The 25,408-nt window shown below is 39.1% G+C and carries 19 protein-coding genes; 16 read left to right on the top strand and 3 right to left on the bottom strand.

Annotated elements, in window-relative coordinates; translation table 11 throughout:
* Window positions 1-221: 221 nt before the first annotated feature.
* From DV942_RS20010 to DV942_RS20000, 3 genes are all read left to right on the top strand, one after another.
* Complete coding sequence (locus DV942_RS20010; protein ID WP_145860472.1) at window positions 222-1,727, top strand: aldehyde dehydrogenase family protein; 1,506 nt, start codon at window positions 222-224, stop codon at window positions 1,725-1,727.
* Window positions 1,728-1,936: 209 nt separating this feature from the next.
* Window positions 1,937-2,311, top strand: coding sequence for a DUF779 domain-containing protein (locus DV942_RS20005; RefSeq protein WP_145860470.1), 375 nt, complete (start codon window positions 1,937-1,939; stop codon window positions 2,309-2,311).
* A 140-nt stretch (window positions 2,312-2,451) separates the two neighbouring features.
* Window positions 2,452-2,667 carry a hypothetical protein gene (locus DV942_RS20000; RefSeq protein WP_145860468.1) on the top strand — a complete coding sequence of 72 codons (216 nt, stop codon included), beginning with the start codon at window positions 2,452-2,454 and terminating at the stop codon, window positions 2,665-2,667.
* Here the strand turns inward: DV942_RS20000 and DV942_RS19995 are convergent.
* On the bottom strand, window positions 2,657-3,058 hold the full coding sequence (locus DV942_RS19995; RefSeq protein ID WP_145860466.1) for a thiol-disulfide oxidoreductase DCC family protein: 402 nt from the start codon (window positions 3,056-3,058) through the stop codon (window positions 2,657-2,659). The two genes, DV942_RS20000 and DV942_RS19995, sit on opposite strands and share 11 nt — an antisense overlap.
* A 267-nt stretch (window positions 3,059-3,325) precedes the next feature.
* On the opposite strand from DV942_RS19995, the gene pyrR reads away from it, so the two are divergent.
* The 4 genes from pyrR to DV942_RS19975 all read left to right on the top strand — a co-directional run bounded on the left by pyrR (window position 3,326) and on the right by DV942_RS19975 (window position 9,980).
* Window positions 3,326-3,880 carry a bifunctional pyr operon transcriptional regulator/uracil phosphoribosyltransferase PyrR gene (pyrR, locus tag DV942_RS19990; protein ID WP_090985290.1) on the top strand — a complete coding sequence of 185 codons (555 nt, stop codon included), beginning with the start codon at window positions 3,326-3,328 and terminating at the stop codon, window positions 3,878-3,880.
* A 93-nt stretch (window positions 3,881-3,973) separates the two neighbouring features.
* The gene (locus tag DV942_RS19985) at window positions 3,974-4,903 is read left to right on the top strand and encodes an aspartate carbamoyltransferase catalytic subunit (RefSeq protein ID WP_145860462.1); all 930 of its coding nucleotides are present in this window, start codon (window positions 3,974-3,976) and stop codon (window positions 4,901-4,903) included.
* Between the two features lie 350 nt (window positions 4,904-5,253).
* A complete protein-coding gene (locus DV942_RS19980; protein WP_134204824.1) occupies window positions 5,254-8,277 on the top strand; it encodes a tetratricopeptide repeat protein in 3,024 nt (1,007 codons plus the stop codon).
* 5 nt (window positions 8,278-8,282) lie between these two features.
* Window positions 8,283-9,980, top strand: coding sequence for a porin family protein (locus DV942_RS19975; RefSeq protein ID WP_145860460.1), 1,698 nt, complete (start codon window positions 8,283-8,285; stop codon window positions 9,978-9,980).
* 165 nt (window positions 9,981-10,145) lie between these two features.
* On the opposite strand, the gene DV942_RS19970 is transcribed toward DV942_RS19975, so the two are convergent.
* Window positions 10,146-11,651 (bottom strand): outer membrane beta-barrel protein, encoded by a 1,506-nt coding sequence (locus DV942_RS19970; RefSeq protein WP_145860458.1) that lies wholly within the window; start codon window positions 11,649-11,651, stop codon window positions 10,146-10,148.
* Window positions 11,648-12,223, bottom strand: coding sequence for an RNA polymerase sigma factor (locus DV942_RS19965; RefSeq protein ID WP_145860456.1), 576 nt, complete (start codon window positions 12,221-12,223; stop codon window positions 11,648-11,650). Before DV942_RS19965 ends, DV942_RS19970 begins: the two co-directional genes overlap by 4 nt.
* Before the next feature lie 163 nt (window positions 12,224-12,386).
* Between DV942_RS19965 and DV942_RS19960 the strand changes: the two genes are divergently transcribed.
* The 9 genes from DV942_RS19960 to DV942_RS19920 all read left to right on the top strand — a co-directional run bounded on the left by DV942_RS19960 (window position 12,387) and on the right by DV942_RS19920 (window position 25,346).
* Complete coding sequence (locus tag DV942_RS19960) at window positions 12,387-13,289, top strand: class I SAM-dependent methyltransferase (RefSeq protein WP_145860454.1); 903 nt, start codon at window positions 12,387-12,389, stop codon at window positions 13,287-13,289.
* A 652-nt stretch (window positions 13,290-13,941) separates the two neighbouring features.
* Window positions 13,942-15,756, top strand: coding sequence for an HU domain-containing protein (locus tag DV942_RS19955; protein ID WP_145860452.1), 1,815 nt, complete (start codon window positions 13,942-13,944; stop codon window positions 15,754-15,756).
* Window positions 15,756-16,460 (top strand): MotA/TolQ/ExbB proton channel family protein, encoded by a 705-nt coding sequence (locus DV942_RS19950; protein ID WP_145860450.1) that lies wholly within the window; start codon window positions 15,756-15,758, stop codon window positions 16,458-16,460. The genes DV942_RS19955 and DV942_RS19950 overlap by 1 nt, the downstream gene beginning before the upstream one ends.
* Window positions 16,460-16,861 carry an ExbD/TolR family protein gene (locus DV942_RS19945; RefSeq protein WP_025144642.1) on the top strand — a complete coding sequence of 134 codons (402 nt, stop codon included), beginning with the start codon at window positions 16,460-16,462 and terminating at the stop codon, window positions 16,859-16,861. The genes DV942_RS19950 and DV942_RS19945 overlap by 1 nt, the downstream gene beginning before the upstream one ends.
* Window positions 16,861-17,700 carry an energy transducer TonB gene (locus tag DV942_RS19940; protein ID WP_090985324.1) on the top strand — a complete coding sequence of 280 codons (840 nt, stop codon included), beginning with the start codon at window positions 16,861-16,863 and terminating at the stop codon, window positions 17,698-17,700. The genes DV942_RS19945 and DV942_RS19940 overlap by 1 nt, the downstream gene beginning before the upstream one ends.
* A gap of 489 nt (window positions 17,701-18,189) precedes the next feature.
* Window positions 18,190-19,479 carry a bifunctional folylpolyglutamate synthase/dihydrofolate synthase gene (locus DV942_RS19935; protein ID WP_145860449.1) on the top strand — a complete coding sequence of 430 codons (1,290 nt, stop codon included), beginning with the start codon at window positions 18,190-18,192 and terminating at the stop codon, window positions 19,477-19,479.
* A 67-nt stretch (window positions 19,480-19,546) separates the two neighbouring features.
* Window positions 19,547-21,205, top strand: a complete 1,659-nt coding sequence (gene pafA, locus DV942_RS19930) for an alkaline phosphatase PafA (protein ID WP_145860447.1) — start codon at window positions 19,547-19,549, stop codon at window positions 21,203-21,205.
* 246 nt (window positions 21,206-21,451) lie between these two features.
* Window positions 21,452-21,820, top strand: a complete 369-nt coding sequence (locus DV942_RS19925; RefSeq protein WP_222431127.1) for a VOC family protein — start codon at window positions 21,452-21,454, stop codon at window positions 21,818-21,820.
* 130 nt (window positions 21,821-21,950) lie between these two features.
* Entirely contained in the window at window positions 21,951-25,346 is a 3,396-nt protein-coding gene (locus DV942_RS19920) for a methylmalonyl-CoA mutase family protein (RefSeq protein WP_145860444.1), read from the top strand.
* Window positions 25,347-25,408 lie beyond the last annotated feature (62 nt).

Below are 25,408 nucleotides of genomic sequence, written 5' to 3'. Positions count from 1 at the left end.
CTGGCTGCCCCGTAAAGCAGGTCGGGTTATAAAATGGTTACAAAACCTGAAACAATAATGCTATCAATTGATTCGATTATCCTATCTGTACCACCCAATTTGCCATTAGGTTTGTATCAGCCAAATCTTATTACCGTAAAATCATGATGAGCCATACCATTAAAAACCCTATATCAAACCCGCTCAGAATGGTTTTTAAAATTTAATTATCAATAATAATTATGGAAAATTTAATTGAGAAACCTTCATTCAAATCCCAATATGATAACTATATAGGGGGAAAATTTGTAGCACCGGTTAAAGGTGCGTATTTTGATAATATATCGCCGATTGACGGTCAGGTTTTTACCAAGGCGGCCCATTCTACGAAAGAAGATTTAGAATTAGCCGTTGATGCTGCGCATGAGGCTTTTAAAACCTGGAGCAAAACCTCTTCTACCGAAAGAAGCATTATCTTAAATAAGATTGCACAAAGGATGGAGGATAACCTCGAATACCTGGCCACTGTCGAAACCATCGACAATGGAAAAGCGGTTAGGGAAACTTTAGCTGCTGATTTACCACTTGGCATAGACCATTTTAGGTATTTTGCCGGTGTGATCCGTGCAGAAGAGGGTTCGTTGTCAGAACTTGATCAAAATACAGTTTCCTTAATCGTACATGAGCCGATTGGCGTAGTGGCACAAATTATTCCCTGGAACTTCCCTTTGTTAATGGGTATCTGGAAACTGGCCCCTGCGCTGGCGGCAGGTAACTGTGTGGTATTAAAACCTGCAGAAAGCACACCTGTTTCGATTATGGTTTTAATGGAGTTAATCGGTGATTTACTACCTCCGGGTGTGGTTAACGTGGTAAATGGCTTCGGATCAGAACTTGGCCGGGCATTGGTTACTAATCCTAAAATTTCAAAAGCAGCATTTACAGGTTCTACCCCTACCGGAAGATTGGTGATGCAATATGCTACTGAAAATATCATCCCTGTTACCCTTGAACTTGGTGGAAAATCGCCAAATATCTTTTTTAGCTCGGTAATGGCAGAAGATGATGCTTTTCTAGATAAGGCAGTGGAAGGTGCAGTGATGTTTGCCTTAAATCAGGGCGAAATTTGCACCTGTCCCTCGCGTTTATTAATTCAGGAAGATATTTACGAAAAATTTATCGCAAAAGTAATCGAAAGAACCGAAGCAATAAAAATTGGTAATCCGCTGGATAGAACGGTGATGATGGGGGCGCAGGCTTCGAAAATCCAATATGAAAAAATTGCGCAGTACATCAAATTAGGTAAAGAAGAAGGTGCAGAAGTATTAACTGGTGGAGGGGTAAATGAACTACCTGGCGAACTGGGTGGCGGTTATTATATAAAACCAACGATTTTTAAGGGGCATAATAAAATGCGGATTTTCCAGGAAGAGATCTTTGGTCCGGTGTTGGCGGTAACGACCTTTAAAACCGTTGAAGAAGCCATTGAGATTGCAAACGATACTTTATATGGTTTAGGCGCAGGGGTATGGACACGCGATGCTCATGAACTTTACCAGGTACCAAGAGCCATTCAGGCAGGTCGTGTTTGGGTAAATCAATATCATGCTTACCCTGCAGGTGCTCCTTTTGGTGGCTACAAACAATCAGGTGTAGGCAGGGAAAATCATAAAATGATGTTGGGTCATTATCGCCAGACTAAAAACATGTTGATTTCTTACGATAAAAACAAATTGGGTTTCTTTTAATTGGATCATAGTGGATGGTTTGTTACTTCATAGCTGACCATTTTGTATGGCTATAGCCTGGTAGTTCATAGTGAACAGCCTACCGTTTATTACAATGGCTTGTAAATTAAAAGACATGCGATAAGCACCACGGCTATCAACTAACTAATCATGAACCGTCAACCTTAAAAAATCTTTTCTTCTGAAAATCCATTATTAAAATTAACATCATGGTAGCCCGAATAGACAGTACAGAAAAAGCAAAAGAATTGATTGCGGTTCTTAAAGAAAAGCATGGTGAACTCATGTTTTACCAGGCCGGCGGATGTTGCGAAGGCACACAGCCGCAATGTTTTGAAAAAGGTGGTTATTACCTTCGGATGCGCGATGTTTGTTTGGGTGAAGTAGAAGGCTGCGAATTTTGGGTAGACAGGGATCTTTTTGAATACTGGAAATTTTCGCACTTTACGTTAGATGTGCTCGATGGTTTCGGCGTAGGTGGTTTTTCTTTAGAAACTCCAATGCAGAAAACCTTCAAAATACATTACCGGTTATTCTCTGAAGAAGAATTAGAAAATTTAACTCCGGTTAAAACAGCCGAGTAAGTTTTGTATATTTGGTAAACACAGGTCAGTCTGGAGTAATCCGGCTGACTTTTTTTGTTGACTGTTCAGTCATGCTGATTTAGGCCAGCATCTTTCCTGTTTCTAAAAATTTATGCAATCTTTGCATTCAAAACAAAATTATGCGTAAACTATTTGCTGTCCTTTGTACCATCATTACCCTATTTGCCATTAAAGAAGCAATATATGTTTTCCTTTCTCAGGAAGCAGATATGGTTAAACAGCGCCCGATCCTTATTGTCATTTCGTTAAGCATCTGTATCCCACTGATTGTGTTATCGCTGTGGCTGTGGTCGCCGCGTGGAAAGAAAAAAACGATCAATCAAATTAAGCAATAAACTTACCTTTCAATTCGGGCGTTGGCACCCAACAACTCTCCTGCTTACCCCACCACTTGTAACGGTTTTTAGCTATCCTGTCGTAAACCCAATCACGAATGAATTTGGGAACGATTATAAATGTATAAAGCAACGGAATTAATCCATTCAGTTTTCGGGCCACGCGCAGTGCCGCTGATGATTTGGTATAGAGCTTTTCATCCTCCAGCAATAGAATGGTATTCAACTTTTCCGGATCTGCATTAAATTTTGGCAGCATTTCTTTGGCATAATCACCCTGTAACGCCGAAAATTTAAATTGGTTCTTTTGATCATGCGCGATAACAAACTGTACAGATGAATTGCACAAGTTACAAACGCCATCAAAAAAGATTACAGGTTGCCGGATCATAGACTATAAAAATAATGTTTTAAATGTAAAAACAGCCATAACTCCGATCAAAATTTAAGCGAAAAGCAGAAAGTTTAAAACTTAAGTCGAATTACTCCTGTCGGACTAACTTCACCATTTTTGTAATTTACCATTTCCATCCACATAAAATTATTTTTTCCCTTTTACTTTTTGATAACGAACAATTTAGCAGCAGAATCGTTAAAACAATCAATGTCAACTTTCTTAGCTTAAAACATTTTTATATATTTGCCCAATCCTTCTTCAATGCAAAAGAAAACACTTCTTGACGGACAAAAAATTCAGATTACAATTAAGAGGCTCTGCCATCAATTAATTGAAAACCACGACGATTTCGCAAATACCGTTTTAATTGGCATCCAGCCAAGAGGTATCTTTTTGGCTGACCGCATTCATCAGGATCTTCAACAGATCTTAAAAAACAAGAAAATTTTAAAGGGAAACCTTGACATTACTTTCTTTAGAGATGATTTCCGACGAAAAGACGGATTGGTTACCGCGAGCAGCAACTCGATGGATTTCATTATTGAAGGCAAAAAAGTAATCCTGATTGATGATGTACTTTGGACAGGCAGAACCATTAGGGCAGCGCTCGACGCCCTGCTTGCTTATGGCCGCCCTGAAAAAGTGGAGCTCTTGGTTTTAATAGACCGGAGGTTTAGCAGGCACTTACCTATAGAACCTGATTATATTGGTCATCAGGTAGATAGCTTAAACTCACAACAGGTAAAAGTAACCTGGGCCAGCGAAGGAAGTGAAGATAAAGTGATTTTAATATCAGAACCGCCCCTGCCAAAATGAGCCTAGATACCTTACAATAGGAATATTTGACATGGAAGCGCTATCTGACAATTAAAACCAAATAATAAAACAGAGAAAAACAATAAATAAAAAATGGCAGCAGAAAAATTATCAACCCGAAATCTTTTAGGCATTAAAGATATTAACCGGAATGATATCGAACTGATTTTCGAAACTGCAGATAATTTCAAGGAAGTGATTAACCGCCCGATCAAAAAGGTTCCTTCACTTCGTGATATTACGATTGCCAATATCTTTTTCGAAAACTCTACCCGCACCAAACTTTCTTTCGAACTTGCTGAAAAAAGACTTTCGGCTGATGTGATTAATTTTGCAGCCTCCTCATCATCGGTAAGTAAAGGAGAAACCCTCATAGATACGGTAAATAATATCTTATCAATGAAAGTTGATATGGTAGTGATGCGTCATCCTTATGCCGGGGCAGGCCAGTTTTTAAGTAAACATGTAAAAGCCCAGATTGTAAATGCAGGAGATGGCGCGCATGAACACCCGACCCAAGCCTTACTCGACGCCTTCTCCATCCGCCAGAAATTGGGCGATGTGGCTGGTAAAAAAGTGGTTATCGTAGGGGATATTCTGCACTCTCGTGTTGCGATATCCAACATTCTTTGCCTGCAGCGCTTAGGTGCACAGGTGATGGTTTGTGGCCCTACCACCTTAATCCCCAAACATATCCATCAACTTGGGGTAAAAGTTGAACATAATCTGATTAAAGCACTGAACTGGTGTGATGTGGCCAACATGTTGCGTATCCAGCTGGAGCGTCAGGATATAAAATATTTTCCATCTTTAAGAGAGTATGCCATGATGTATGGCTTAAATAAACAGATCTTAGATAACCTTGATAAAGAAATCATCGTAATGCACCCTGGTCCGATAAACAGAGGTGTGGAAATCACCAGCGATGTGGCCGACAGTAAACAATCGATTATTTTGGAACAGGTAGAGAATGGAGTGGCCGTCCGAATGGCCGTGTTGTATCTGCTAGCCAGTCAGGGATAATTAGTTTGGAGTTTGGAGTTGTTAGTTTGGAGTCCTGAGTCGGGAGTCTATTTTTCCTGCAATTAACAGATTTAAACAACTAACCAATTAACCATCCACGCGATTTCTACACAGATTTGATGGTAACAACAATAAACCAATGCCAATCGGCCACTGAACCAATACAGGATTTGGCGATATCAATGACGAATGGACTGACGACCATTGAACCTAACTTTTCCACATTCGATCGCCCTTTAATACCAAACCAAGAATCCCGTCGTTAATTTGTGTTATTAACAGATGTTAATTACTTCTGTTGATAAGCTCTGATACTATTTCTAATTTAGTACCAACCATATTTGAAACCGATGCAGAAAAAATACTTACTAATTCCGCTAATTTTAGCAGGAAGTTTTAGCACTTATGCGCAAGTTAGTGCAGTGCAAAACCTCAACAAAAACTATCAAACGGGCTTAGAATTATTAGACAAAGAAAAATATACGGCAGCTGCGCAACAATTTAAACTCGTTGAGCTGCAACGTTATAAACCTTCTACCCAGACAGAAAGCAATGCCGAACTGTCGTTACTTAAGGAAAACGCAAAGTTTTATGCAGCTGTTTGTGCATTGGAACTGACCAATGCCGATGCCGAGAGTCTGTTTCAGGCATTCATCCGCGATTATCCGTTAAATCCGAATACCAAACTGGCTTATTTCTACGTTGGAAAAACTTATTTCAATCAAAAAAACTACAAAAAAGCATTAGAGTGGTTCGAAAAAACCGACCCTTCTACTCTTTCGGGCAAACAAAGAAATGAATACCAGTTTAAGCAGGGTTATGCCTATTTCGAACTTAAAGACTACGATAAGGCAGAGCCTTTATTCGAAAAAGTAAAAAAAGAAGAAGGTGATTTTCAGGAAAGTGCCACTTACTACTTCGCCTACATCAATTACTTAAATAAAGAGTATAAAACGGCATTGGCCAACTTCGAAAAGCTGAAGGGCTCACCTACCTATGAGGCGAGTTATCCATATTATATCACATCGATGTACTACCTGGATGAGCGTTATGATGATGTGATCAGCTATGCGCTGGCAGCCATTCAAAAAACAAAACAACAGTTTGAACCAGAGATGCTGAGCCTGGTTGCGGCATCTTACTTTGCAAAATCTGAATTCAAAAATGCGGAAAAATATTTTGCAGAATATTATGCAAAAGATAAAAGCGAAACCAAAAACAACCTTTTTATTTATCAATATGGATACAGTTTGTTCCAGAATAAAAAGTACAAAGAAGCGGTTACCGTTTTAGAAAAACTGAATAACGATGATATTTACCTGCAAAACGGTATGCATACGTTAGGTAAGGCTTTTATCCAGCTGGGAAATAAACAGAAAGCACAAAGTGCCTTTTTCAGGGCTTCACGCTTGAGTTTCGATAAAAGTATACAGGAAGAAGCCTGGTTAAACTACGCTAAATTAAGCTATGAGTTAGAATTTCACCAGCAGGCCCTGGAAGCTACCCAGGGTTTCTTAAAAACGTTTCCAAAATCGCGTAAAATAAACGAAGCGAAAACTTTATTGGGCGAGGTTTTATTAACCACTAAAAATTATCAGGCCGCTGTAGATATTTTAGAACCTATTCCTGATAAAAACCTGGAGGCTAAAGAAGCCTATCAAAAGGTTACTTACTTCAGAGGATTGGAATTTTACAACGAAAGGGCTTTCCCAAATGCCTTATCCATGTTTTTACGCTCCGACAAATTTCCGGAAGACAATGAGATTTATGCTTTAAACACGTATTGGAAAGCAGAATCGATGTACGAACTGCGTAAGTATGGAGAAGCAGTTAGCACTTTCGAGAAATTCCTGAAAATGCCGGATGCCGATAAGACAGGTGTATACAATTTTGCCAACTATGCTTTAGCTTATGCAGCTTTTGAAGATGAAAAATACAGCAAGGCGGCCAATTATTTCGAAAAATTCCTTGCAGGCAACGATAAAGATCAAAAAACCATTGATGATGCCACTATCCGGTTAGCCGATTCGTATTTCGTTAATAAGAATTATGGTGACGCGATGGCGAATTACAATAAGATCATCAACAGACATACCACTTCCGAGGATTATGCTACTTTCCAGAAAGGAATGATCCAGGGATTGGAAAATCAGTATGATGCGAAAATTGCAACCATGCAAAACTTATTGAAGGCTTTTCCAAACTCAAACTACGCGGATGATGCCGGTTTCGAAACAGCCTATACCTATTTCAATAAAGGTGATTTTGATAAATCCAAATCTGACCTTGTAGCTTTGGTTGCCAAATATCCACGAAGCAGCTACGTAGCTAAAGCACTGGTTACCATTGGTCTGGTTCAATATAATCAGGATCAGGATGATGCTGCTTTAGAATCGTTTAAAAAAGTAATCCGTGATTATCCAACTGCCGATGAAGCTAAACAGGCAATGGAATCAATTAAAAATATTTATGTAGACCGTGGTGATGCGGATGGCTTTATTGCGTATGCAGCCACTACTCCACTTGGAAATTACTCTGGCGCAGAGCAGGATAACATTGTATTTGCTGCAGCTAACAATACCTATCTAAAAGGAGATGCGAACGGCGCTTTTCAGGCGATAAATGCTTATTTTGATAAGTTCCCTAAAGCGATACATGAAAAGGAAGCCAAATTTATCAGAGCTGAATCATTGGTTAAATTAGGTCGTCCGGATGAAGCCATTCCTGATTACGAATTTATCTTAAACGACTGGACAAGTGATTATACAGAACGTTCATTGGTAAGTATCTCGCAACTGTTTTTAAACCAGAAAAAATACAATGAAGCCATTGTTTACCTAAAAAGACTGGAAACAACTACTGATTATAAATCGCATTATAGTTTTGCTATCAATAACTTGTTAAAGGCTTATACCGCCTTAAACATGCCTGATGACATGCTTAAGTATGCGCAGCTGACGAAAGAATCAGAAAAAGCATCGGAAGAAGAAAAAAACAGTTCCGGCTTATACTCCGGTAAAGCTTATTTACTAAAAGGCGACACTACAACTGCCATAAAAGAGTTTAAGAATGTAGTGGCCAAAACCAAAACTGTTGCTGCTGCCGAAGCCAAGTACAATTTAGCTTTATTGGAATACAACAAAGGTGATTTCAAAACTTCATCTAAAACCTGTTTTGACCTGATTAATAATATGGCCGCTTACGATTATTGGGTAGCGAAAGCTTTTATCCTTTTATCTGATAATTATGTAGCCCTTAAAGACAATTTACAGGCGAAAAGTACACTTCTCAGTATTATTGATAATTACGAAGGCAAGGACGATATCATTCCGACAGCCAAAGAAAAACTAGAAAAACTAAACAAGAAGAAGTAGCAATTATGAAATCGATTAAATATATATATAGTTCGCTGTTTTTTGTAGCTGCCGGCTTAATGACCGCACAGGCCCAGGATAAAAAAACGGAGGAAAAAGGCGTAGTAAATGAAGAGATTGAGGTAGTGCGCCCATACAAACCCATTTTGGCCGAAGCGGTAAAGTTGAGACGAAGCCCAAATTTGGATGACGTTAAAACATATAAGGCTAAATTAAACTACAGCATTATGGATAGAAAGCTGGCGCTAAACAGTGATATCCAAAAATTACAGGCCCAGGCACTTGCCGAAGAAAAAGAAAGCATTTTAGTCAACAATTATGTAAAAGGTGGATTTGGTTCTTTGGCTACTCTTTTAGGAGAAGCATATTTCAACACTGGCAAAGATGAAGGATTACAGGTCGGTGGCTATTTTAAACACTTCAGTCAGGAAGGAAAGTTAAATAAACAGAACAGTAGCAACCAACAGTTAAGCGTTTTTGGTCGCAGTATTTTGGATGAGAATACGGTAAGTGGGCGCATTAATTTTGAGCGTAACGGCACTTATTTTTATGGGATCGACGACAGCAGGCCTACGCTAAATCCCAATCCGGATAAACAGGCATTAACGACCATCGAATTAGAAGGCGAATTGGTGAAAAACTTCACCGAGGACGAAGATGCTTTTAGCTATGCCTTAAAAGCCAATGGCTATATCTGGAACGATAAATTTAGCGCTAAAGAAAATTACCTGAGTTTAAACGGTTATGTTAACAAGCGTATTAATTCTTTAAACCTTGGCTTAGCTGCGTCAACTGAATTTGGAAACACGAAAGATGCTTTAACGAGTGTTGGCAACAATTTGCTGCGTTTAAACCCTTATATCCGCTTACAGGTTAAGGGGGCTAAAATTACCGCAGGCGTTAATTTCGTTCAGGAATTTGGTGCCTATAGCAGCACGAAGGTATTCCCTGCAGTTACGGCCGACTTTACGCTGATTCCTGATTATTTACAGGTTTTTGGAGAAGTTAAAGGAGATGTAAACAGAAACTCGTTAAAAAACTTTACCGATGAAAATCCATGGCTAAACAGTAATATCCTGGTTAAAAATACTGTAGAAAAATTAAGTTTCAGCGCGGGTGTTAAAGGTACAGGCGGACCTGGTTTTGGTTACAAAGCCCGTATCTATGTAAAACAGTTTGATGATATGCCTTTGTTTGTAAACAACTTTACCGACTTTAATAAGTTTGATGTCATTTACGATTTCGGCAAAACAAAATTAACTGGTCTGGAAGGCGAAATTTCAGTTCAGGTAAGCGATGCTTTAAAATGGACCGGAAAATTAAACCTGGATGATTGGAAGCCGGCTTCTGAAACCTACTCTTGGTTTAAACCGGGCTTAAAAGTGAGCTCGAACTTTATGTATACTTTCAACAAAAAACTAAGCTTTAATGCTGGTGTAGTCATTCAGGATGATGTAAAAGCTAAAGTATATACAGGTGCTCCGGTTCCTGCTTCACAATATGTAATTCCGAACCCGGGCATAGAACTTATTGAGACCGTTAAAGGATATGTAGATTTAGGCCTTGGTGCAGATTACAGGATCAATAAAAAATTCTCTGTTTTTGCTAAAGCGAACAATATTTTAAACAACAACTACAGCAGGTATTTATATTACCAGGCAAACGGATTTAATATTTTCGGCGGATTGACTTATTCTTTTTAAGCAGCTATTTAAGCGTACAAAAAATGCTTTTCCAAATCGGGAAGGCATTTTTTGTTAGTTTATTCCAAGTTTTCATTCTAAACGTGGGCAAAGTATTCTGGTAAACTTTTTATTGTCGTTCTGAAATAGTCAGTGCAAGCATATGAAATAACCATCAGCGTGCCTTTACCGAAACCTGTACCCTATCCCAATCCTAAAAAAGTGATTGCGCTGTTTAAAAGAACCCAAACTATTACTTAGCTTGTATGGGGTTAACCATTGGTAGCTGCCATTAACATCAAATCGTTTAATATGGATGCTGATGCCCCCTGTAATTCCGATGTTTACCCTATTGTTTACGGTATTGGTATTAACTAAGATAGAGTCGATTTGCTTGCTATGGTATAACGTATCACGCGGATTGACTCTTGGATTTAATTTGGTGATTCCTATAGATTGCCTGCCTACAAAACTAACTATCGGACCAGCTTTCAAATCGATATGCTTTGATAACTTATACGCAGCAGCTAATGGAATATCGATTGTAATCAATTTTCGAGTTGTAGCAATGATAAGCGGTGGTACCGAGTCTGGTCGGTAATAACTCGGATGTGTGAATTCCCCTGCAATTTTTTGGTTACTGTTGGCATTTAAACCAACTGTAAGTTGCCAGTTTTTATTGAATGCATAGGAACCAAATACACCTATATAAAAACTATTATTTCCTTTTTGCACATTCATGCCGGACGTTAAACCATAACTATACTTTGGATCAATAGAACCGTTTTGTTTGGTTTTATTCGTTCTGATTTTAGGCAAGCTGATATTTGTTTCCTTTTGATTTTTACCATTAGCAATACGTTCAGCTTTTTTACCGTAATGCCGTGTTCTGTCATCTTGATTCCCTGATGAATGTTGAAAATCATGAGCTTTAACTACCGGTATTGCTATTTGCTGAATTTTTAGGGGAAGATCAATATAGGATGTAACTCCTTGTTGATATTGCTTTGGCCACGATAATAATTTGCCGCTTTTCCCAAATAAGCTGTTCTCCTTTTGATTAGTATTGCTGATGACTTCCACTTTTGAACTGGATTTCAGGCTTATCTTATTTAAATCTTCAATTGATTCGACTCGATTAGACTCTTTTGCAACGAAATATGTGTTGTTTAAAGGAGTAACTGCATTTGCTTTCATGGTTGTTGAAGCGTTTTTCTGCATTTGCCGGGCCGGTTTTTCCAGCTCAGAAGCATTATCGCCAACAAATTTATTTTGCTCCACACCTGCATTCAATGAGTCCTCTGCGCCATTGAGGCTATCTCTGATTATTGTGCTGTCAGCTATTTCATTATAATTTAATACCTTATTGCTATCCACAAGCATCGAATCCGAAAAGACCGATTTAACCTTCTTTTCTATTTCATTCTGCTTATTGTCCGATTTTTTAAGTGCGAAGTAGCCCACAGTGGAGGCTGCAGCAGCTACAGAGAAGGTATATCCTATTATTTTAACTACTTTTAATAGTTTGGTGCCTGTTGATAAATGTGGTCCGTGGCTACCACCCGTACCGATCGGCATTTTTTCATTGAGCAGTTTCTGCATCCCTGTCCATGAGGCATCAGCAGCATCCTTGACAGGCAAACCATCAAATTTATCGCGCCAGAGTTTATGATACCATGCTGAATTTTTCATTTCTTTTTCGTTTTTTCAGTTGGTTTATCAATGGCTGAGGACGCTAACATTTCCCTCAACTGTTTCTTCGCTTCAGAGAGATGCCACCTTGAGGTGCTCTCGGTAATATTCAAATGTTCCCCTATCTCCTTATGCGAATAGCCATCTATAACCGAAAGGTTAAAAACCAGCTGCGTAGCGGCTGGCAATAAGCGTATCAATTTTAGGAGATCCTCAACAAAAAGTTTATCTAATACTGAGGGTTGAATAAAGATTTCTTCTATTTCATCCGGACTAACGGTTTCATTAAACCTGGCTTCTCTTCTGCCAATATCGATGCATGATCTCACCATTACCGTTCTGATCCAGGCTCCAAATTCTCCTTTTTTTGCATCGAAGGTTTGGATGTGCTGAAAAATCTTCAAAAAACCGGTGTTTAGTGCATCTTGTGCCAAATCATCAGATTTTAAATAACGGAAACATATACGCAGCATATCGGCATAGTAAAGTTTATAGAGCCTCTCCTGTGCTTGCCGCTCATTAGCTTTACAGCCTTTGATCAGTTTAGTATCTTGCTTAGAAAAAAGGTTCATCCATTTGGTTCGGTAAGCGGTTTTTCTTCATCGTGTTGTAAGAGGATTACGAGATGAATATGAAAAACGCTGGGTTAAAATTAATTTATTTTTTGCTACGCTATTTTATTTTCGACCAAGCGTTTATAATAATGCCTTCGTATAAGTTTATAAAACCTGTTATATGCGCCATACCGAAAGCTACAATAGACATGATGAATGGTATAACACACATTTCCCATCTGAAAGTGCTAAAACCGTTTTTTATGAACGAGCCATGGCCACCGGCAAAAATAATATAGCTTATTGGCTTCAAAAACTATTCTTTAACTGTATTGATCCGCTTTTAGCAAAAAAGAAACAACGTTGGCTTACCATAGGTGATGCTTATGGATTTGATGCGCAATACATCCTCAGCTCAGGCAATAGTGTATTGGCAACTGATCTCAATACAGATTTTCTAAATATTGCACTAAAAAGAGGGATCATTGATGCCTGTGCTGCGGAGAATGCAGAAAAACTTACACAAGAAGACAATAGTTTTGATTTTGTACTTTGTAAAGAATCCTATCACCATTTTCCAAGGCCCTATGCTGCCATGTACGAAATGATCAGGGTAGCCAAACAAGGCGTAATCGTTATAGAGCCACAAGATCCGGTATTCAAGATGCCACTGCTATTGATGTTAAGCAATCTTCTGAACCAGAATGCGCATTTTTTAAATAAATTATGGAATAACCGCTTTTCATTTGAGCCGGTCGGAAATTTTGTTTATAAGGTTTCGGAAAGAGAATTTGAAAAGTTAGCAGCTGGTTTAGGCCTGCCTCTAATCGGCTTTAAAAAGATTAATCCAAATTACTGGTTTAAAGGAGCAGATCTGGTATCAACTGAACGCTATAGTAAAAAGTTTTTCTTTATCAGATTAAAGAAGTTTATCCTTGATGTTCTCGTCAGGATAAAAGCCATGCCCTCGCAGGTATTAGCCACCGTTATTTTTAAACAGTTGCCGGATGAGTGTACAATAGTGCTCCTCAAGAAAAATGGATACCATCTGGTTTACATTCCGCAAAACCCTTATTTAGATTAAGCCCAACACTTCCAACCATTACCAAAATATGAGAACCAAAACAACCGTAATAACCCTTTACATTTGCTCCTTTTTAACTTTAGCAGCTTTTTTAATGCTCACTTACTTTTATTATCCGCTTATAAACTGGACCGATTTTTTTGCTGCCGCCAGCCTGTTTCTTCCCGTAGCAACCGGATTGCTTGTTTCAGCATTACTTCTATTCCTGGGTATATACCTGGCTATTAAAGCAATTAATCATCGGAAAGAAAAAAAACATGTGAGATACTTTTGAGCAAGGATGCGATTTACATGATTAATATTTGTATGCGCCGTGATTTTTAACCGGATAATTTTACCGCTACAAACAACATTTGAGCAGGATAGCCTCAGTTCTCCTGCTTTTTTTATCATCATTACATCACAACATTAGGCCATTAACCTGATTATATTGATCTTGTCATTTGCTTACTCGCATACCATTTCTATCTTTGTAACCGTTATCTTTGCTCGGATACAGCTATACGTTTAAAGAACTGTAGTTTCTTCATAGTTGAAACAACAATCTGTACCGGTTTCTGTCCCCTTTTAAAATAGGATGTATAATAGCATCCAAAGACACTATTTGAAGGTAAAATATAATTTTTAATTTAAAACGCTTAATTTTACCCGAATGGATATCTTATCATACCTGTTGGCACTCTTGCAGCAACGCAAAGAAGTTGGTATTACCGGCTTGGGCACCTTTTATAAGAAAAAATACCCTGGAAGATACGATAAGGAAAAGCAAACGTTTTTGCCTCCAGGTTATACGCTCCGGTTTTCCGAAGAAGTAACCGAACAGGAAGCTTTGGCTAACTTTATTTCAACTAAAACCAATATTACAAATGAAGATGCCCTCAATCGCATTGCAAAGTTTGTTGAAGAAGTAAATGAAAAACTTGAAGTAGACCACGAGGCCGAACTTAAAAATACCGGACGCTTATTTTTTACTGAACAAGGTTTAGCTTTCGAACCAGTTAAAGACATGAATTATGGTTCGGAATTTTACGGACTTCCACCGCTGGAAGAAACGATCGTTGAAGAGGTAAAAACAGATTTACCAAAGAACGAAGAGGAAGAGGTTTATGAAGAAATTGCGGAGGCGCCAGTTGCACCATCTCCTTTTGAGAATAAGTCTTATCAGGCCCCTAACATTGAAAACGTCGAATTAGATGAAGTTAAGGATGATCTTAAAAACACTTTAAAACATACAAAAACAGATACATCTGCAATTACTGAAGCGCCTCAATTTATCAAAGAACAGCATGAAGAACATCCAAACCGTTTTGGCCATACTCCAGAATCGGAAGTAGAAAATATTGCTGCTGATCGGCAGACCAGTAAAACGCAAGAACCTGCTGAAACAGAAGAAACGATAAAGATTAGCAGGGAAGTAGAGGTCCCTGAATCAGTTATAGCGCAACACGAGGAACATCCCAACCGTTTCGGTCATGCACCAGAATCAGAGGTAGAAAATATTGCTGCTGAGCACCGTGCTGTTGAAGATAGTCAAACGAATAAAACCGAACAGGTAAAAGATACTGGCGTACCCGGCCCGGTTGAAGACGTTAACCAGGTTGGTGTTCCTGCATCGATAGTAGAACAGCATGAGGAAAATCCTGACCGTTTTGGGCATACCCCCGAAGCAGAAAAAAATGCAGAAGCAGCAGGCCCTGAACCGGTTCTACGCCCACAAGATTATTCGGGCCGTTTTTCATTGAGGCCAGAAACGGATGAGCCAAAAACATATATTAATTTAGAAGAGGAAGTTAAAAAAGAAGAGCCGGTAATTGAGGCACCAGCTTTTATAAAAGAACAGCATGCTGAACATCCAAACCGTTTTGGCCATGACCCGCTCGAACACAGTAATGAAGCTAGGCAAGGTATGTCTGCCTGGTTAATGATTACGATTGCAATTGTGGCTTTGCTAGTGGTTGCAGCAATAACCTTTTTGATTAAGCCCGAGTTATTTACAGGCGAAACAACCGGTACTGAGAAACCTGCACAAGTAATTATCGATTCGCCTAAGGTTGCAGTGGATACTTTGAAAGCGAAACAGGATTCAATAGCCAAAACCGATAGTATATTAAAGGCTAATCAGGTTCAGCAAAAAACAGATACCGTTAAAAAAGAAGTGGTTAAGCCTGTGGCTAAACCAGCTATCGAAACGCCTAAAGAAAACAAAGTTGTACCAAACACTGGTCCTTCTACGTTCTATGTTATCGCAGCATCTTTCCAATCAGAAAAAAAGGCGCTTGTTTTTATCAAGCAAATGGAAAAAATTGGGTTAAAGGCCGAAATAGCATCTGTTCCGGGCCGTTTAAAAAAGGTGAGTATAGCAAGCTTCAGCACAGAAAAAGAGGCTAAAGAGCAAAAAGATATTTTAGAGAAAAAACTTAAAGGCAAAGGGTATTTCGTACAACAAAAACACAACACACAACCATAATGATAACTTTATTAATTCAGGACACCACACAAGCATTGCAAGACACAGCAAATGCAATTAACCAAACATTAACACAACCACAGCAAGAACTCCATTTCATCGATCTGCTTTTTAAAGGCGGATGGGTAATGATTCCGTTGGCTTTTTTGGCTTTTTTGGCTTTAATTATTTTTGTTGAACGTTATTTAACCATTAAAAAAGCCACAAAAGATGAGGCTAACCTTATGGTGCAAACCCGGTCTTATATCCAATCCGGAAATTTAGATGGCGCCATGTCGCTTTTAAGAAATAACAACTCCCCTCTTTCGCGCATGTTGCAAAAAGGTTTAAAACGCATTGGCCGCCCGATTAAAGATATTGAAGGCGCAATTGAAAATGTGGGCAAATTAGAAGTTTCTAAATTAGAGAAGAACATCAGTATCCTGGGTATTGTTGCAGGTATTGCGCCAATGCTCGGTTTCGTAGGTACAATTGTGGGGGTAATTACCATTTTCCACCAGGTATCGATTAAGGGAGCAATCGAAATCGGAACAATTTCCGGTGGTTTATATACCAAAATGATTACCTCTGCAACCGGATTAATTATCGGGATTATTGCTTATGTACTCTATCATATCTTAAATATTATGGTTGAGAAAATCATTCTTAAAATGGAGACCGATGCAATTGACTTTATTGATTTACTAGAAGAACCGGGCAAATAATGAATTTACGCAAAAGAACAAAAGGATCGGTAGAAGTACATACTTCAGCGTTGAACGATATTATGTTCTTCCTGATGCTGTTTTTCTTATTAGCCTCTGCAGTAGTCAATCCTACAGTAGTAAAATTATTGTTGCCACAATCATCAAGCGGACAGCAATCTACCGCCAAAAAAGCAGTTACCGTTACAATAGACGAAAATTTAAAATATTTCGTTGAAAAGAAACCGGTGAGCATTGAGGAATTAGAGCCTACCCTGGCATCATATCAAAAGCTGGCACCAGATATGACCATACTTTTATATGTATCGCGCAATGTAACTTATCAGGATGGATTTGTGGTGAACGATATTGCCAATAAACTGAAATTGAAACTTGTTGTAGCCGTTGAACCTAAAAAATAATGAACTACAAAGCACAAAACGTACCTCAGGAGGAAAACAATTATCCAAAGGCCATTGCTATAGCAAGCGGTATTATGGGATTTTTGTTATTGATCAGCTTTTTTATTGTGATTGGTTCATTCCAACCACCTGAAGAAGTAGGTATGGGCGGCATGGTGGTAAATTACGGAACTTCGGCAGAAGGTATGGGTGATGATTATACCAGCATTGAAGAACCATCTGCAGATCCAAATGCGAATGGTAAAGCACCTGAAAAGGTAACACCTGAAGAGAAGGTTACACCAAATACCGCTACCGAAAGCAGTGATAAAGAGGTGCAAACACAGAATACCGAAGATGCCATTGCCGTAAATACCAAACCCACAAAAGCTACAACAACTGCACCTACGCCTGTTACAGAAGATAAACCTGCTAAGCCGGTAATTAACCAAAATGCACTTTACAAAGGCAAGAAAAATACCGGTCAGGGGCAAGGAGACGGTACCGGAAAAACGCCAGGCAACCAGGGTGATAAAGATGGCGATCCGTTAGCATCAAATTATGGTGAAGGTGGTTCCGGAAATGGGAATGTACAGCTATCTTTAGCCAGCAGAAAATTTATCGATATCCCCAGAATACAGGATGATGGACAGAGCGCAGGAAAAATTGCCGTCCAGATCCGCGTAGACAAAAATGGCAAAGTTGTACAGGCACGTGCCGGAGCTAAAGGTACAACCTTATCTGATTTAGCCCTCTGGAGAAAATGCGAGCAGGCTGTATTGGGTGCAAGTTTAAACAAACTGGAATCCGCTCCAGATGTACAAACCGGAATTGTGATGTTTAATTTTAAAGTTAAATAATTTTTATTGTGCTGTCAGATATTACTATCTGACAGACTATATTTGTTCAAAAGCTTGATAGGATTTCTTAACGATTAATGATGCATGAGTATCATCTAAACCATAAGTCAGATGGCAACATCTGACGTCACCTACAAATAATTTATTGTGCTGTCAGATATCACTATCTGACAGACTATATTTGTTCAAAAGCTTGATAGGATTTCTTAACGATTAATGATGCATGAGTATCATCTAACCATAAGTCAGATGAAAACATCTGACTTCACCAACAAATAATTTATTATGCTGTCAGATATTACTATCTGACAGACTATTTGTTCAAAAGCTTGATAGGATTTCTTAACGATTAATGCTGCATGAGTATCATCTAACCATAAGTCAGATGAAAACATCTGACTTCACCAACAAACTTTTGAAATTGCTTCAACAAAATCTTTCTCATTTCATTTCATAATTACGCTAGTCAACCTATATTTGACGTATATTATGAACTACCAACAAACGCTTGATTTTTTATACAGTAAACTTCCGATGTTTACCCGCGTTGGCGCAGCAGCTTTCAAAAAAGATTTAACCAATACCATCGTCCTTTGCGAAGCGCTGGATAATCCTCAACATAAATTTAAAAGCATCCATGTGGCCGGAACAAACGGGAAGGGTTCAACATCCCACATGCTCGCTTCCGTGCTACAGGCCCAGGGATATAAAACGGGATTGTATACTTCACCCCATTTAAAAGATTTCCGTGAGCGCATACGCATCAACGGAAAAATGATCAGCAAAACTGAAGTGGTATCATTCGTAAAAGAACAACAAAAACTCATCGAAAAAACCGAACCTTCCTTTTTTGAAGTAACTGTTGCTATGGCGTTCGATCATTTTGCAAAACATCAGGTAGATGTAGCAGTAATTGAAGTGGGTTTGGGCGGGAGGCTGGATTCTACCAATATCATCACCCCGGAAATTTCAGTCATCACCAATATCAGCCTCGATCATATGAATATGCTCGGGAATACCCTTGCAGAAATTGCAGGAGAAAAAGCAGGCATCATCAAAAAGAGTATCCCAGTGGTGATTGGCGAAACGCAAGAAGAATCTGCGCCAGTCTTTATTAAAAAAGCCAACACTGAACAAGCGCCGATTGTTTTTGCCGACCAGGTACTAACCACACAGGATCTTAAAGTCAAAAACAGTAAACTTTCCGTATCCGTTTATCTGGGAAGAGAAATCAAATATAAAGATCTTCAAAGTGATCTTACCGGAATTTATCAGCATAAAAATATATTAACCGTTCTCCAAACCCTGACTGTGCTGAACGAGAAAACGGAAATTAAAACCGATTGGCAAAGTGTTTATCAAGGCATCAGCCAGGTTAAAAAGCAAACTGGTTTACAGGGACGTTGGCAAACTTTAAGCAGAACACCTTTGGTAATCTGCGATACGGGGCATAACGAAGCTGGCATTACTGAGGTGATCAAAAATATTGCACAAACGCCTTACCAGAACCTGCACATTGTTTTCGGCATGGTTAACGATAAAGACATTTCGAAGGTATTGTTGTTAATGCCAAAAAATGCAACTTATTATTTTTGCAAACCCGCTTTAGAACGCGGTTTAGATGCAGATCGCTTAAAAGAACAGGCTGCCGCATTTGGCTTAACAGGAAAAAGTTTTACATCAGTTCTTGAAGCAAAAGCAACTGCTATTCAATCGGCAAGCCCTAAAGATCTGGTTTTTATTGGTGGAAGTACGTTTGTAGTGGCCGAAGCGATATAAAATCTTTACATTAACTTCAAAGTAGCTTTATCTAAATTCATTACTTTAGCCCTTTAACTAAAGCATAATGAATAAAATATTCCGTTTAATCTTTACCGTTTCTATTTTTTCGATCTCATTTTCAACCGCCCAAACAAAAAAAACAAACACAACATCTGCCAAAGCATTTCCTGCGGAGGTTGCACGTCCAAAATTGGTGGTAGGTTTGGTGGTCGACCAAATGCGTTGGGATTATTTATACCGCTATTATAACCGCTACACTAATGGTGGTTTTAAAAGGCTGATCAACGAAGGTTTTTCTGTTGAAAACACCTTTATTCCCTATACACCGACATATACTGCATGTGGTCACACTTGCATCTACACGGGTTCAGTTCCAGCTGTTCATGGTATTATCGGTAATGATTGGTACGATCCTGAAACCAGAAAAAGTGTTTACTGCACAGAAGATTCTTCGGTTTCTACAGTGGGCAGTACACCTTCATCAGAAGGCAATATGTCGCCAAAAAATATGCTCACCACAACAATTACTGATGAGTTAAGACTGGCTACAAACTTTAAAGGGAAAGTAATCGGTATTTCTTTGAAAGACAGAGGTTCCATCCTTCCGGCTGGCCACGCCGCAAATGCAGCGTATTGGTACCAGGGTAGTACTGGAAACTGGATTACCAGTACCTATTATATGAAAGAGGTTCCGGGCTGGATTGCCGATTATAACAAACTGAAACTCGCGAACAAGTTTTATGCAAAAAACTGGGAAACGCTATATCCGATCAATACCTATGTAAACAGCACAAAAGATGAAAATGCATATGAAGGTAAATCAAGTACATTTCCACACCAGCTAACACAAAACATTGATAAAAATTTCGATGCCATCAGAAGTACACCTTATGGCAATACCATCACTTTAGATTTAGCTAAACTTGCTATTCTTTCCGAAGACCTGGGGCAAGACAACATCACCGACTTTTTAGCAGTAAGCTGTTCTTCTACCGACTATATTGGTCATGCTTACGGACCAAACTCTATTGAGGCTGAAGATACTTACTTGCGTCTGGATAAAGATTTCGAAGAGTTTTTCAACTATCTGGATAAAAAGGTAGGTAAAGGAAATTATACTGTATTTCTAACGGCCGACCATGGCGCTGCCCATGTACCTGGCTTTATGCAAGAGAATAAGCTACCGGCCGGTGTGGTGAGCGACAGAGAAATTGCAAGTAAATTAAATGCCTATTTAAACGATAAATTTAAGTTAGACAATGTCGTATTAAAATCGATGAATAACCAGATCATCTTCGATCATGACAAGACAGACAAAGCAGATATCAGCTTCGATGTGATTAAATCCGCCTCGGTTGAATTCTTAAAAAGACAGGATGGTTTTCAGAATGCGGTAGATATTGCAAAAGTATCGCAGGCAACACTTCAGGAGATCCAGAAGAAAATGATTACCAACGGATACAATGCCCGTAGAAGTGGCGATATTTATTATGTTTTACAACCAAACTGGTTTAATGGTGGCAGCACGGGAACCACACATGGTAACTGGAATCCTTACGACTCGCACATTCCTTTGGTATTTATGGGTTGGGGAATTAAGCCAGGTGCCACCAACACTACGCATTACATGACAGATATTGCACCAACATTAGCTGCTCTACTGCATATCCAAACCCCGAATGGAACAGTAGGTGAACCGATCACTGAAATCATCAACAAATAATTTTAAAAAAACTATGCCCGCCAGCATAGTTTTTTTGTTCTAACGGTATTTATTTAAACTAGCGTCGTCACCCTGAATTCATTTCAGGGTCTCATTAAGGAAAGATGCTGAAATAAATTCAGCATGACGATAGCTTTGGGCAAGAAGCAAAAATTGATCATTATAAATAACTATCAATCGAACTAAAGCTTATATGGTCTCAAATGTCTCATATGGTAAAAATTGCATTTTTTATTATTTTTGATTATGGCAACGTACACCGCTATCAAACTAACACCTATGCTCGAATCGCATGATATGCCTGCGACATTAAAATTCTATACAGAAATTTTAAAGTTTAACTGTACAGCAAAACTTGATGATCTGAGCTGGTTAAGCCTGCAAAAAGATGAAATAGAAGTCATGTTTTGCACCCCTAACAAACATCGCAATATTCATAAATCCATCATGAGCGGTTCGCTTTACATCAAAACAAATGAAGTAACTGTTCTTTGGGAAAGTTTAAAAGATCATTGTGAAATCTGTTATCCGCCGGAAGATTTCGACTACGGTATGAGAGAGTTTGCTATTTATGATAATAATGGTTATTTACTTCAGTTTGGACAAAATTTATAGCTGAACCAAAAGCCATAACGGTATAGGGTATTCATGCTTTAAGCAGCATAATTTAGTACATTTGCATACCAAATATATTTGGAAACAAGGATAGGTTACCCGAGCATGCCAGTCCTTTAAATCCCATAGTATGCAACCAGTAGAAATCTATAAACCTAAAAATAAAATCCGTTTTGTAACCGCTGCGTCCCTTTTCGACGGACACGATGCCACCATTAACATCATGCGCCGTATCCTGCAGTCATCAGGAGCTGAGGTTATCCATCTTGGCCACAACCGTTCGGTTGATGAGGTAGTGAACTGTGCCATTCAGGAAGATGTACAAGGTATTGCCATGACCTCCTATCAGGGCGGACATATTGAGTATTTTAAATATATGTATGATCTTTTACAGGAAAGAGGATCGGGTCATATTAAAATATTTGCAGGTGGCGGCGGCGTGATTCTACCTTCAGAGATAGAAGAATTACAGGCCTACGGAATTGCCAGAATCTACTCTCCTGATGATGGACGTAAAATGGGGCTGCAAGGCATGATTAATGATATGCTGATACAAACTGATTTTGTAACCAAAATAGACATTGGCAATGATCTCAAAAGCATCTCCACGGAAGATATCAAAGCTATAGCTGGGGCCATTACTGTCGCAGAAAATGATCCTGAAGCTGCTCAAAAATTTGTTGACGAATTAAAGCGTTTATCCCAGAATAACAATGCTCCTGTTGTAGGTATTACCGGAACCGGTGGTGCAGGAAAATCATCCTTGGTCGATGAATTGGTCCGTCGATTTTTGGTTGAATTAAAAGATAAAACCCTGGCTATCATTTCGGTCGATCCTTCAAAGAGAAAAACAGGAGGTGCCCTACTTGGCGACCGCATCCGAATGAATGCGATTAATAATTCAAGGGTTTACATGCGCTCATTGGCAACCCGACAGGCCAACCTTGCTTTATCAAAAAACGTACAGGAAAGTATCGATATCTGTAGGGCTGCAGGTTATGATCTGATTATTGTAGAAACCTCTGGTATTGGCCAGTCGGATACAGAAATTACCGAACACTGTGATGTTTCATTGTATGTGATGACGCCTGAATTTGGGGCAGCTACACAACTCGAAAAAATCGATATGCTAGATTTTGCTGATCTGGTAGCGATTAACAAATTTGATAAACGAGGGGCTTTGGATGCACTAAGGGATGTGCGTAAACAATATAAGCGCAACCATAACATTTTCGATGCTAAAGACGATGAAATTCCAGTGTATGGTACTATGGCTTCCCAATTTAATGATCCGGGAATGAATAACCTGTTCGTCGCTTTAATGGATCAGATTAAATTAAAAACCGGAACTGATTTTAAGGCCAAAATGGAATTAACCTCTGATCAGTCAGAGAAAATTTACATTATTCCTCCCGATCGGATCAGGTATTTGGCAGAAATTGCAGAGGCAAGCCAAACATACAATGATCGGGTAGAGAAACAGGCTACCATCGCGCGTAAAATGTACCAGCTTAAAGGGGTAATCGACTTATTAAGTGAGACTAATCCACTATCTTTAGAAAAAGATTCTCAGAATGAGATATCCAAAAAACTAAAGACAAGCTATGAATTCTTCGAAGAGCAATTAGATGGCGAATGCAAACGCCTATTGCGCCAATGGCCAGAAACCAAAAAAGCATACAAAGAGGAGTTTTTCATTTATAAAGTCCGCGATAAAGAAATTAAACAGCCTTTATTTTACGAATCACTTTCAAAACTAAATATCCCAAAAGTATCTCTGCCAAGATATGAAGACTGGGGCGATATTTTAAGATGGTTGTTAACCGAAAACCTTCCGGGTGAATTCCCCTATGCGGCAGGCGTTTTTCCTTTAAAAAGAGACGGTGAAGACCCTACCAGAATGTTTGCCGGAGAAGGTGGCCCTGAACGAACAAATAAACGTTTTCATTATGTATCGTTAGGTCAACCGGCACATCGCTTATCTACCGCTTTTGATTCTGTTACACTTTATGGAGAAGATCCGCATATCCGCCCCGATATTTACGGTAAAATCGGTAATTCCGGTGTAAGCATCGCCACTTTGGATGATGCCAAAAAACTATATTCCGGTTTTGACCTATGTGCACCCTCCACGTCAGTTTCAATGACTATTAATGGCCCGGCACCAATGTTATTAGGTTTTTTCATGAATGCGGCGATTGATCAGCAATGCGAAAAATACATCATTGAAAATGGTCTGACAGAAGAAGTAGAGGCTAAAATTGTTTCAATCTATAAAGTCAAAAATATAGAAAGACCATCTTACAATGGCGCATTACCGGAAGGAAATAACGGCTTAGGTTTAATGCTTTTGGGTGTCACTGGCGATCAGGTTCTTCCTGCCGATGTTTATGCCACTATTAAAGCTAAAGCCATCAGTTCAGTACGGGGAACGGTTCAGGCTGATATTTTAAAAGAAGATCAGGCGCAAAATACCTGTATCTTTTCTACAGAGTTTGCTTTAAGAATGATGGGCGACATTCAGAAATACTTTATCGATGAGAAAGTGAGAAATTTCTACTCGGTATCTATTTCCGGCTATCACATTGCAGAAGCGGGTGCCAATCCTATTTCTCAGCTGGCATTTACCTTAAGTAATGGATTTACCTTTGTTGAATATTATTTAAGCAGGGGCATGCATATTGATGACTTTGCGCCTAACCTGTCTTTCTTCTTCTCCAATGGTATCGATCCTGAGTACGCCGTTATAGGCCGCGTAGCCAGAAGAATTTGGGCTAAAGCCATCAAAAACAAATACAAAGGAAACGACCGCTCGCAAAAGCTTAAATACCACATTCAAACTTCAGGCCGTTCATTACATGCTCAGGAAATCGATTTTAACGACATCAGAACTACGCTACAGGCACTTTACGCCATCTACGACAATTGCAATTCCCTTCATACTAATGCGTACGACGAAGCCATCACCACCCCAACGGAAGAATCGGTAAGGAGAGCCATGGCCATCCAGTTGATCATTAACAGAGAATTAGGTCTGGCTAAAAATGAAAATCCGCTACAAGGTGCTTTCATTATTGAAGCATTGACTGATCTGGTTGAAGAAGCTGTTCTATCCGAATTTAAACGAATCAACGATCGTGGTGGTGTTTTGGGCGCAATGGAGACGATGTATCAACGTGGAAAAATCCAGGAAGAAAGTTTGTATTACGAAACGCTCAAACATACAGGTGAATACCCGATAGTAGGTGTAAATACCTTTCTCAATAAAAATGGTTCACCTACCATTGTTCCAGGAGAGGTAATTCGTGCAACGGAGGATGAAAAACAATACCAGATTGCTGCATTACAACAATTTCAAAACCGTAATGAAGACCGTGCAGCGGATTTGTTAAAACAACTTCAAAAATCAGCCGTAGCAGGTGATAATATTTTTGAGCAACTTATGGAAGTGTGTAAAATATGTTCATTAGGCCAGATTAGCAATGCCCTTTACGAAGTGGGTGGTCAATACAGAAGAAATATGTAAGGGAATAAGCCAAAAAAAAATCCCTCGATTTACATCGGGGGACTCCAAATATTTTTTCAACC

This window comes from Pedobacter suwonensis, assembly GCF_007833675.1.
Lineage (GTDB): Bacteria > Bacteroidota > Bacteroidia > Sphingobacteriales > Sphingobacteriaceae > Pedobacter > Pedobacter suwonensis.
This window is presented reverse-complemented; position numbering and strand designations above follow the sequence as displayed.

Coding starts and splice junctions, on each gene's coding strand:
- DV942_RS20010 (WP_145860472.1), top strand. CDS start 222: ATGGAAAATTTAATTGAGAAACCTTCATTCAAATCCCAATATGATAAC.
- DV942_RS20005 (WP_145860470.1), top strand. CDS start 1,937: ATGGTAGCCCGAATAGACAGTACAGAAAAAGCAAAAGAATTGATTGCG.
- DV942_RS20000 (WP_145860468.1), top strand. CDS start 2,452: ATGCGTAAACTATTTGCTGTCCTTTGTACCATCATTACCCTATTTGCC.
- DV942_RS19995 (WP_145860466.1), bottom strand. CDS start 3,058: ATGATCCGGCAACCTGTAATCTTTTTTGATGGCGTTTGTAACTTGTGC.
- pyrR (WP_090985290.1), top strand. CDS start 3,326: ATGCAAAAGAAAACACTTCTTGACGGACAAAAAATTCAGATTACAATT.
- DV942_RS19985 (WP_145860462.1), top strand. CDS start 3,974: ATGGCAGCAGAAAAATTATCAACCCGAAATCTTTTAGGCATTAAAGAT.
- DV942_RS19980 (WP_134204824.1), top strand. CDS start 5,254: ATGCAGAAAAAATACTTACTAATTCCGCTAATTTTAGCAGGAAGTTTT.
- DV942_RS19975 (WP_145860460.1), top strand. CDS start 8,283: ATGAAATCGATTAAATATATATATAGTTCGCTGTTTTTTGTAGCTGCC.
- DV942_RS19970 (WP_145860458.1), bottom strand. CDS start 11,651: ATGAAAAATTCAGCATGGTATCATAAACTCTGGCGCGATAAATTTGAT.
- DV942_RS19965 (WP_145860456.1), bottom strand. CDS start 12,223: ATGAACCTTTTTTCTAAGCAAGATACTAAACTGATCAAAGGCTGTAAA.
- DV942_RS19960 (WP_145860454.1), top strand. CDS start 12,387: ATGCGCCATACCGAAAGCTACAATAGACATGATGAATGGTATAACACA.
- DV942_RS19955 (WP_145860452.1), top strand. CDS start 13,942: ATGGATATCTTATCATACCTGTTGGCACTCTTGCAGCAACGCAAAGAA.
- DV942_RS19950 (WP_145860450.1), top strand. CDS start 15,756: ATGATAACTTTATTAATTCAGGACACCACACAAGCATTGCAAGACACA.
- DV942_RS19945 (WP_025144642.1), top strand. CDS start 16,460: ATGAATTTACGCAAAAGAACAAAAGGATCGGTAGAAGTACATACTTCA.
- DV942_RS19940 (WP_090985324.1), top strand. CDS start 16,861: ATGAACTACAAAGCACAAAACGTACCTCAGGAGGAAAACAATTATCCA.
- DV942_RS19935 (WP_145860449.1), top strand. CDS start 18,190: ATGAACTACCAACAAACGCTTGATTTTTTATACAGTAAACTTCCGATG.
- pafA (WP_145860447.1), top strand. CDS start 19,547: ATGAATAAAATATTCCGTTTAATCTTTACCGTTTCTATTTTTTCGATC.
- DV942_RS19925 (WP_222431127.1), top strand. CDS start 21,452: ATGGCAACGTACACCGCTATCAAACTAACACCTATGCTCGAATCGCAT.
- DV942_RS19920 (WP_145860444.1), top strand. CDS start 21,951: ATGCAACCAGTAGAAATCTATAAACCTAAAAATAAAATCCGTTTTGTA.